An 8,748-nucleotide genomic window follows, 5' to 3' on the forward strand; every position below is an offset into this window, starting at 1 on the left:
GTGCCGGCTGCGCGGCGCGCACCAGGTCCGCGAGCGCGCGCTGGCCTGCCGCCGCCGGCTCCCTGGCGCCGGCGGCGATGCGGTCGACCGCGGCATGGCCGCGCTGCTCGAGCGCGCGCAGCAGTTGCAGCTGCCAGGCCGCGAGCACGAACAGCACGCGGTCCTCGACCGTCAGCTCGTGGAGGTCGCGCAGCTTGTTGGCCAGCTTGCGGCCCAACGGCCCCAGGCCCTGGGAGACCGCGCCGCCGATGGCGCCGCCCAGCGCCGCGCCGGCGCCGAGCGAGAGGCCGGCCAGCGCGAGGTCCGCCACCACCCCGGCCGCGGCGCCCACCGCCACGCCCTTGCCGAGCAGGATCCCGGCATCCTTCATCGCCTCGGGATGGAAGAAGTCCATCGCCCACCGTCCTTCGACCAGCGGCAGCGGCGACTCGTCGGCGTCGCCTTCGCGAAAGCCATAGAGCGCCAGCAGGTCGTCGGCGCAGCGCTGCGCCTTGTCGAAGACGGTCTTCTGCAGTGCGGCGATGAGCCGCTGACGGGTCGGCGGGTCGGCGAACTCGCCGGCCGACACGGTGCGCCGCATCGATGCGGCGTCGACCAGCAACTCGGCGATGCGCCGGCCCGCGGCGTCGCGGCGCTGCGCGAACTCGGCGTCGAGGAAGGCCGCCACGCGATCGAGTGCAGCCCGCCGGTCGCGCAGCAGGGTCGCGAGGTCGCGGTAAAGCTCGTGCTCGGCGCCGACGAAGGGCGCCGCCGCATCGAAGCGCACCACCACATGCAGCCCGTAGGCCGACAGCAGTTCCTTCCACGCCGCCTCGCGGCTGTCTGTATGGCGCACGAAGTTCAGCACCGGCAGCACCGGCCGCGCACAGGCGTTCAGCAGTTCGATCTCGGCGCGGAACTTGGGCAGCACCGGCTCGCGCGCATCGATCACCAGGAAGGCGGCGTCGACCTCGAGCAGGGCGCGCAGCACCTTCGCCTCCTGCTCGAACACGCCATGCGCTTCGGGGCCCTGCAGGAACAGGCGGATGCGCTCGGGCGGCGTCGCGGCCTTGTCGAGCGCATCGATGTGCTCGCGCAGCGCGACGGCGTCCTCCAGGCCCGGCGTGTCGAAGAAGCGAACGGCCGCCGCGCCGTCGACTTGCAGGTCGACGGCTTCGACATGCCGCGTGGTGCCGGGGTGCTCCGAGACCTCGCCGAAATTCACCCGGCGCGTCAGCGTGCGCAGCAGCGAGGTCTTGCCGGCGTTGGCATGCCCGACCACGGCGATTCGGATCGGTGTCGTCATGCCCAGCCGTGCAGCACGGCCTCCGGTGCGGCGTCGGCGCACAGGCCGTCCAGGCCGACATCGGCCAGCCAGGCCTGCCAGCGCAGGCGGGCCGCATCGTCCGCCGCGGCGCCGAGCAACCACAGCCGGCATTCGCCGCACAGGGCCATCACCTCGCGCACGAAGCGCTCGGTGCCGCGGTCCGGGCTGGACGCCGCGCGGCAGCCGATGAGGACCCGGCGTGGCCGCAGGCCGGCCAGTGTGTCGAGCAGTTCGCGCCGCTGGGCCGCACTGCCGTCGATCCGCAGCGCGCACATGCCGGGGATGTCGAGTCCGGCGGGCGGCCAATGCTGTTCCGGGGTCAGTTCGAACCCGATCGCGACCAGGGTGTCGAGGGTGTCGCCGGCCGACAGGTGCGCCGGCGCGCCGTGAGGGATGCTGCCGGGGTCGGCATCGACGATCTGCCGCGGCTCGAGGGCCTCGAAGCGCGCCAGCAGCCGATGGAAGTAGGGCTCCGACAGATCGGGGCGCAACGCCTTCCGGCGCGCCAGCCAGACGGCCGCGCTGAGCAGCGCGAAGGCCAGCCGCGGCAGCAGTCCATAGACCACGATGCAGCCCGTGAGCCAGAGCGCCCAGGCGCGCTGGCCCGACGCGGCGGCGAGCGGCGACAGCACGGCTTGCGCATCAGGCACCGGGAAGCCCAGCCATGCCGGCGCCCGCCCCAGCCACTGCACGCTGTGCACGAAGAAGCCCGGATCGAGGATGGTGGTCTCCCAGTTCAGCGTGTAGTTGCGGAATGCGAGCGCGAACAGCAGCGCCGCGAGCACCACGGCGAACGAGAGCGTCCAGACCGCATGGCTCACGAAGCCCAGGGCCCAGGGCAGCAGCCGGGCGCGGGCCAGCAGCCGTGTCACGGCGCGCAGCAGCACCGGAGCCTGGCCGTGCTGGCCTCCGGCCACCCGGGTCGTGAGCGTGAGCCAGAACCAGCCGAAGGAGGCCCGGAAGGCGCCGAGCGGCACGACGAGCCCGACGAGCCACAGCAGCAAGGTGAGCAGGTGCAGGCCCAGCAGGCTGGCCAGCGCCACCACGACGTTGATCCGCCGCTCGCCGCCGCCCAGCACGTTGCCCGCGAGGCTGAGGCCGGCGACGACGACCAGCGCCACCAGGCCCAGCAGCACCCAGGGCGCCCAGGCGCGTGCGCGCGACAGCTCGCCCTGCAGCCCGACGCGCCGGCCCAGGATGCGCGCGCGCTCGGCGATGCGGCCCGCGGTGTCGGGTCGCAGGCTCATCGCCTCGCGCACGGCTTGCGCGTCGTCGAGCGGGCCGGACTCCTCGATCAGCTTCACCGCCTCGGTGATCGCCGCATCCTGCAGCGTAGGGTGGGGCGCAACAGGATTCAACGACTTCCTTCATATCGGGGAACAGGTCCGGCGCACCGGGGGGAGCGCGAAATTATGCCCGGCGATGTCCAACCCTCGCCCCATGAAGAACGGGGTCGCAAGCGACCCCGTGAACCGCCACAGGAGAGCGGAAGAGAGGAAGCGGCGTTTTCAGCGCAGACCGAAGAACGAGAGCACGGCAACCACGACGACGACCAGACCGACGATGTAGATGATGGAATTCACGGTGGAAACTCCTCTGGGTTGAAGACCCCTCCACTGTGCCGGTTCGCCGCGATGGCGATGTCGGCGGCCGTCACGGCCGGCTGTAGGACTCCCGAGTCAGACCGTCGACGGCTCCGCCGCCATCGCATCGCTTTCCTCGTCATCGTCGCCGTCGCCCAGGAAGCCCCCGCTCTGGTGCGCCCAGAGCCGTGCGTAGAGCCCGCCCTTGGCCAGCAGCGTCCTGTGATCGCCTTCCTCGACCACCCGGCCGTTGTCGAGCACGATCAGCCGGTCCATCGCCGCGATGGTCGACAGCCGGTGCGCGATCGCGATCACCGTCTTGCCCTCCATCAGCCGGTAGAGGCTGGCCTGGATCGCGGCCTCGACTTCGGAGTCGAGCGCGCTGGTGGCTTCGTCSAGCAGCAGGATCGGCGCGTCCTTCAGCATCACGCGCGCGATCGCGATGCGCTGGCGCTGGCCGCCGGAGAGCTTCACGCCGCGCTCGCCCACGTGCGCCTGGTAGCCGCGCCGGCCATTGGCGTCGCCCAGCGTCTGGATGAAGTCGTGCGCCTCGGCGCGCTCGGCGGCGGCGCGGATCGCGGCCTCGCCGGCATCGGGCCGGCCGTAGGCGATGTTGTCGGCCACCGAGCGATGCATCAGCGAGGTGTCCTGCGTCACCATGCCGATGTGCGCGCGCAGGCTGTCCTGCGTCACGTGGGCAATGTCCTGGCCGTCGATCAGGATGCGGCCGCTCTCCAGGTCGTGGAAGCGCAGCAGCAGGTTGACCAGCGTCGACTTGCCGGCACCCGAGCGGCCGACCAGGCCGATCTTCTCGCCGGGCCTGACGGTGAGGCTCAGGCCGTCGATCACGCGGCGGCCGGCGTCGCCGTAGCGAAAGCTCGCATGGTCGAAGCGCACCTCGCCGCGCGGCACCACGAGCGTCTTCGCATCCGGCGCGTCGAGCACGGTGCGCGGCCGCGACAGCGTGTTCATGCCGTCCTGCACCGTGCCGATGTTCTCGAACAGGCTGGTCATCTCCCACATGATCCAGTGCGACATGCCCTGCAGCCGCAGCGCCATCGCGGTGGCGGCGGCCACCGCGCCGACACCGACGGCGCCCTGCGACCAGAGCCACAGCGCCATCCCCGCCATGCCGGCGGTCAGGCCCATGCTCAGCGTGTGGTTGACGATCTCGAAGGCGCTCACCAGCCGCATCTGGGCATAGCCGGTGCCCATGAATTCCTTCATGGCCGAGCGCGCGAAGCCGGCCTCGCGCTGGGTGTGCGAGAACAGCTTGACGGTGGCGATATTGGTGTAGGCGTCGGTGACTCGCCCGGTCATCGATGCGCGTGCGTCGGCCTGCGCCTTGCCCACTTTGCCCAGGCGCGGCACGAAGAAGACCAGCGAGCCGATGTAGAGCACCAGCCAGACCAGGAAGGGCAGCATCAGCTGGCGGTCGAGCACCGCCGCCAGCACGATCATGGTGGCGACGTAGACGACCATCGCGACCAGCACGTCGGCCAGCACGAAGATGGTCTCGCGCACCGCCAGCGCGGTCTGCATGACCTTGGCCGTGATGCGGCCCGCGAACTCGTCCTGGTAGAAGGCCATGCTCTGGCCGAGCATCAGGCGGTGGAAGTTCCAGCGCAGCCGCATCGGCAGGTTCACCGCCAGCGTCTGGTGCTTGACGATGGTCTGCAGCGCCACCACGCCGATGCTCGCGACGAGCGCGATGCCCAGCCACATCAGCGTGGTGCCGCGCTCCTCCCAGAGCCGGGCCGGCACCTGGCCGCCGAGCCAGTCGACGATGCGCCCGAGCATCGCGAACAGCAGCGCCTCGAAGGCCGACATCGCGGCCGTGAGCGCGGCCATGGCGGCGATCTTGCCGCGCAAGCCCTGGGTGCAGGCCCAGAGAAAGGCGAAGAGGCCGCGCGGCGGCAGCGCGGGTTCAGCGACGGGATAGGCGGGAAGAAGTTTTTCGAAGTAACGGAACAAGCGGGGAGTCTCCAGTGAGGCGTCACTGTACCGGCGGGCAGGGCGTTGCGCACAGGCAAGGGTTTGCGGCGCGCCCTTCGCGCGGGCTAGGAGGCGCCCAGCCGCTCGCCGACGAAGTCGATGAAGCTGCGCAGCTTGGGCGCCATGTACTGCCGGCTGGTATAGACCGCGAACAGCGTCACCGCCGGGGCCACGTAGTCCGGCACCAGCCGCACCAGCCGGCCCTGGGCCAGGTCCTCGTCGACCAGCCATTCGGGCAGGAAGGACATGCCGATGCCGGCCCGCACGGCATGCAGGGTCAGCGTGGTGTCGTCGGACCTCATCACCGGCTGCAAGCGCAGCGGCGCCTGGCGGCCACGGCTGTCCTTGAGTGCCAGGCCCTCGATGTTCACGTAGCTCGGCACGATGGCGTCGAGCTTCGCGAGGTCGGCGGGCACCGCGGGCGTGCCGGCCCGCGCGATGCACTCCGGCGAAGCGACCAGATGGAACTGCAGCCGGCACAACGGCCGTGCGATCAGCGCCGGGGAGGGCTCCTGCGTGGCGCGCAGCGCGAGGTCGTAGCCGTCGGCCGCGAGATCGACCTTGCGGTTCTCCAGGTGCATGTCGACCAGCACCTCGGGGCAGCGTTCACGGTAGCCGGCCAGCACATCGGCGAAGCGCGGCGTGGCGCACCACACCGGCGCGCTGACCTTCAACTGGCCGCGCGGCGCGTCGTTCTTCTGGCCGATGGCGTTTTCCGCGGCATCGAGCAGATCCAGCGCGCGGCCGCTTTGCTCGTACCAGGCCCGGCCGGCCTCGGTCAGGCTCAGGTGCCGGCTCGAGCGATGCAGCAGGCGTGCGCCCAATGACTTTTCCAGCTGCGCCACATGCTTGCTGGCCATCGGCGCCGAGATCGCGAGCCGCTCGGCGGCGGCGACGAAGCTGCCCGACTCCACCACCTCCCTGAAGACGCGAAGACTGGTCAGGCGGTCCATCGATGATTTCCTCCTGGGAAATGAATCGATGAATCCTAGCCTATCGATTTCTTGATGGGAAATCCTTAGACTGGCGCTCAAGGAGCATTCCATGAGCACCATGTCCACATTGCCCACCTATTTCATCTCGCACGGCGGCGGGCCCTGGCCCTGGATGAAGAAGGAGATGGGCCACGCCTACGACCAGCTCGAAGCCGCACTGGCCGACATGCCGCGCCAGATCGGCCGTACGCCGGCCGCCATCCTGATGGTGTCGGCGCATTGGGAAGAGCCCGCGTTCACCGTGATGGGCAACCCGCGCCCGCCCATGATCTACGACTACGGCGGCTTCCCGGCCCACACCTACCAGGTGCACTACGACGCGCCCGGCTCGCCCGAGCTCGCACGCCGCGTGCAGTCGCTGATCGAGGCGGCGGGCCTGCCCGCGGGGCTCGATGCCGAGCGCGGCTTCGACCATGGCACTTTCTCGCCGATGGCCGCGATCTATCCGAAGGCCGAGCTGCCGGTGGTGCAGCTGTCGCTGCGGCGCGGGCTCGATCCGGCCGAGCACATCGCGCTCGGGCGAGCCATTGCCCCCTTGCGCGACGAGAACGTGCTGATCATCGGCAGCGGCCTGAGCTATCACAACCTGCGCAACTTCGGTCCGCAGGCGCGCGATGTGTCGAAGGCCTTCGACGACTGGCTCGACGAGGCGGTGGTCGGCGCGGCGCCCGGCGATCGCATCGAGCAGCTGCTTCACTGGTCCGCTGCGCCCGCGGCGCGCATCGCGCATCCGCGCGAGGAGCACCTGATCCCGCTGATGGTCGCGGTCGGTGCCGCCGAAGGCGAGGCCGGCGAGCGCATCTATCACGAGGATGCGTTCATGGGGGGCATCTCGGTGTCGAGCTTCCGCTTCGGAAAGGCGCAGGCCTGAGCTCGGGCCACTGCGCGGCACAATCCGCGGGTGCCTTATTTCTCGACCTTCGATCCCCAGGCCGAAGCCGACGCTCTCGGCCTGATCGCGCGCATCGACGCGCTGTCCACCCATCACGATGCCGTGCATGACGGCGTGCGCGTGCGCTGGCGACGCTTCGGCGACGATGCCACGCAGCCGCCGCTGGTGCTGCTGCATGGCGGCCATGGCAGCTGGATGCACTGGCTGCGCAACGTCGAGGCGCTGTCGGCCTCGCGCACGCTGTGGCTGCCCGACCTGCCGGGTTTCAATGAATCCGACGCGCCGCCCGAGCCGCCGGCCGGCCAGGCGGCGGTCGATCCATTGCTCGACGCGCTGTCCGGAACGCTGGCCAGCCTGGTCGGTGCGCAGGCCGAGATCGACCTTGGCGGCTTCTCGTTCGGCGGCCTGATCGCCGCYAGGTTCGGCCAGCGCCGMGGCCGCATCCGGCGCCTGGCGCTGATCGGCAGCGGCGGTCACGGCACGCTGCGGCGCATGACGGTGGAGATGGTCAACTGGCGCGCCGCCGAGGACCGCGACCAGGAGCGCGCCGCTCTGCTGCACAACCTTGCCGCGCTGATGCTGCACGACCGGGCCGCGATCGATGCGCTGRCCTTCGCGATCCACGATATCTCCTGCCACGGCACGCGTTTTCGCAGCAAGGAGGTCTCGCTGGCCGGTGGGCTRCAGGCCGCGCTGGATGCGATCGGCGGGCGCCAGTTGCTGTTGTGGGGCGAGCACGACGTCACAGCGCAGGCGCGGTCGGTGGTGGCGCAGCTCGCCGCGGGTCATCCGGGGCGCGAAGGCGTGGTGATCGAGGGAGCCGGGCACTGGGCCCAGTTCGAGCGGGCGGACGAGGTCAACGCGGCGCTGCTGCGGTTTCTGGCTTAGGACCTGTTCACAGGCCTAGATCCGCAGCGAAGCTTCATGGCGCCGCCAGAAGGCCGCGTCCGGAAATGAACCCGCACCGGCCGCCGCGTTGTCCGCCATATGCTCCGGCCGGCTGGTGCCGGGAATCGTGCAGGTCACGGCGGGGTGGCTCAGCACGAACTTGAGCAGCACCTGTGGCCAGCTCGTGCAGCCGATCTCGGCGGCCCAGCCGGGCAGGGGCTTGTCGCGCAGTTGGCGCAGCAGCCCGCCGCCGCCAAAGGGCAGGTTGCCGATCACGGCCACGCCGCGCTCGGCCGCCAGCGGCAGCAGGCGCTGGGCCGCCTCGCGCTGGTCGATCGAATAGTTGATCTGCAGGAAGTCGAGCTTCTCGGCGCGCAGCACCGTCTCGACCTCGGCATGGGCCGACGCGGTGTAGTGCGTGATGCCGATGTAGCGCACGCGACCCTGGTCCTTCCAGCCGCGCAGGGTCTTGAGGTGGGTGCGCCAGTCGACCAGGTTGTGCACCTGCATCAGGTCGATGCGATCGGTGCGCAGGCGCTCGAAGGACTGCTCCATCTGCGCGATGCCGGCATCGCGGCCGGTCGTCCAGACCTTGGTGGCAAGGAAGGCCCTGGCGCGCTGGTTCGACGCCGCCAGCAAGTCGCCGGTCACGGCTTCGGAGCGGCCGTACATCGGCGAGCTGTCGAGCACCGTGCCGCCGGCGGCGAACAGCGCATCGAGCACACCCGCAAGGCGCTGGTATTCGGCGCTGCCGGCCGCGACGTCGAAGCCGACCCAGGTGCCGCAGCCGACCACGGACAGGGCTTCGCGGGTGGCGGGGATGGGTCGGGTGTTCATGCGCTTGGCCTCCCGGGGTTGCGCTGCCGCGCGCATCGGCAACGTGGCGTAGAGCGATAGGGCGACGCCCAGGCGCAGCAACTGGCTGCGGGTGAGGGCGGGTGCGGTGGGCATGGGGAGGGTTCGGGCCAGGCTGACATTCGTGGGCAGACATGGTGATCGATTGACTGGAGACTCGTGCCAATGCCCCTGCGCCCAAGTCGGCATGGAAATAGACAATGCTGACGGATCGCCAAGAATACTGTATGAAAA

Annotated in this window: 7 protein-coding genes; 2 read left to right on the forward strand and 5 right to left on the reverse strand. The window is 70.4% G+C overall.

From position 1 onward, the window contains the following. The 4 genes from AC1D2K_RS23030 to AC1D2K_RS23045 form a co-directional block, all read right to left on the reverse strand. The coding region (locus tag AC1D2K_RS23030; RefSeq protein WP_478091257.1) for a GTPase/DUF3482 domain-containing protein at nucleotides 1-1,285 on the reverse strand (1,285 nt) is incomplete at its 3' end. Next, entirely contained in the window at nucleotides 1,282-2,664 is a 1,383-nt protein-coding gene (locus tag AC1D2K_RS23035; RefSeq protein ID WP_478091258.1) for a DUF2868 domain-containing protein, read from the reverse strand. The genes AC1D2K_RS23030 and AC1D2K_RS23035, both read right to left, overlap by 4 nt. 321 nt (nucleotides 2,665-2,985) lie before the next feature. Next, a complete protein-coding gene (locus AC1D2K_RS23040) occupies nucleotides 2,986-4,863 on the reverse strand; it encodes an ABC transporter ATP-binding protein (protein ID WP_478091259.1) in 1,878 nt (625 codons plus the stop codon). A gap of 86 nt (nucleotides 4,864-4,949) precedes the next feature. Then, nucleotides 4,950-5,837: a LysR family transcriptional regulator gene (locus AC1D2K_RS23045; protein ID WP_478091260.1), complete on the reverse strand. Its 888-nt coding sequence runs from the start codon at nucleotides 5,835-5,837 to the stop codon at nucleotides 4,950-4,952. 91 nt (nucleotides 5,838-5,928) lie between these two features. Between AC1D2K_RS23045 and AC1D2K_RS23050 the strand changes: the two genes are divergently transcribed. Then, nucleotides 5,929-6,750 (forward strand): DODA-type extradiol aromatic ring-opening family dioxygenase, encoded by an 822-nt coding sequence (locus tag AC1D2K_RS23050; protein WP_478091261.1) that lies wholly within the window; start codon nucleotides 5,929-5,931, stop codon nucleotides 6,748-6,750. Nucleotides 6,751-6,780: 30 nt separating this feature from the next. Next, nucleotides 6,781-7,659: an alpha/beta fold hydrolase gene (locus tag AC1D2K_RS23055; protein ID WP_478091262.1), complete on the forward strand. Its 879-nt coding sequence runs from the start codon at nucleotides 6,781-6,783 to the stop codon at nucleotides 7,657-7,659. 15 nt (nucleotides 7,660-7,674) lie between these two features. On the opposite strand, the gene AC1D2K_RS23060 is transcribed toward AC1D2K_RS23055, so the two are convergent. Continuing rightward, the gene (locus AC1D2K_RS23060) at nucleotides 7,675-8,610 is read right to left on the reverse strand and encodes an aldo/keto reductase (protein WP_478091264.1); all 936 of its coding nucleotides are present in this window, start codon (nucleotides 8,608-8,610) and stop codon (nucleotides 7,675-7,677) included. Nucleotides 8,611-8,748: the final 138 nt, after the last annotated feature.

Source organism: Variovorax sp. P1_H12_2 (assembly GCF_056405335.1).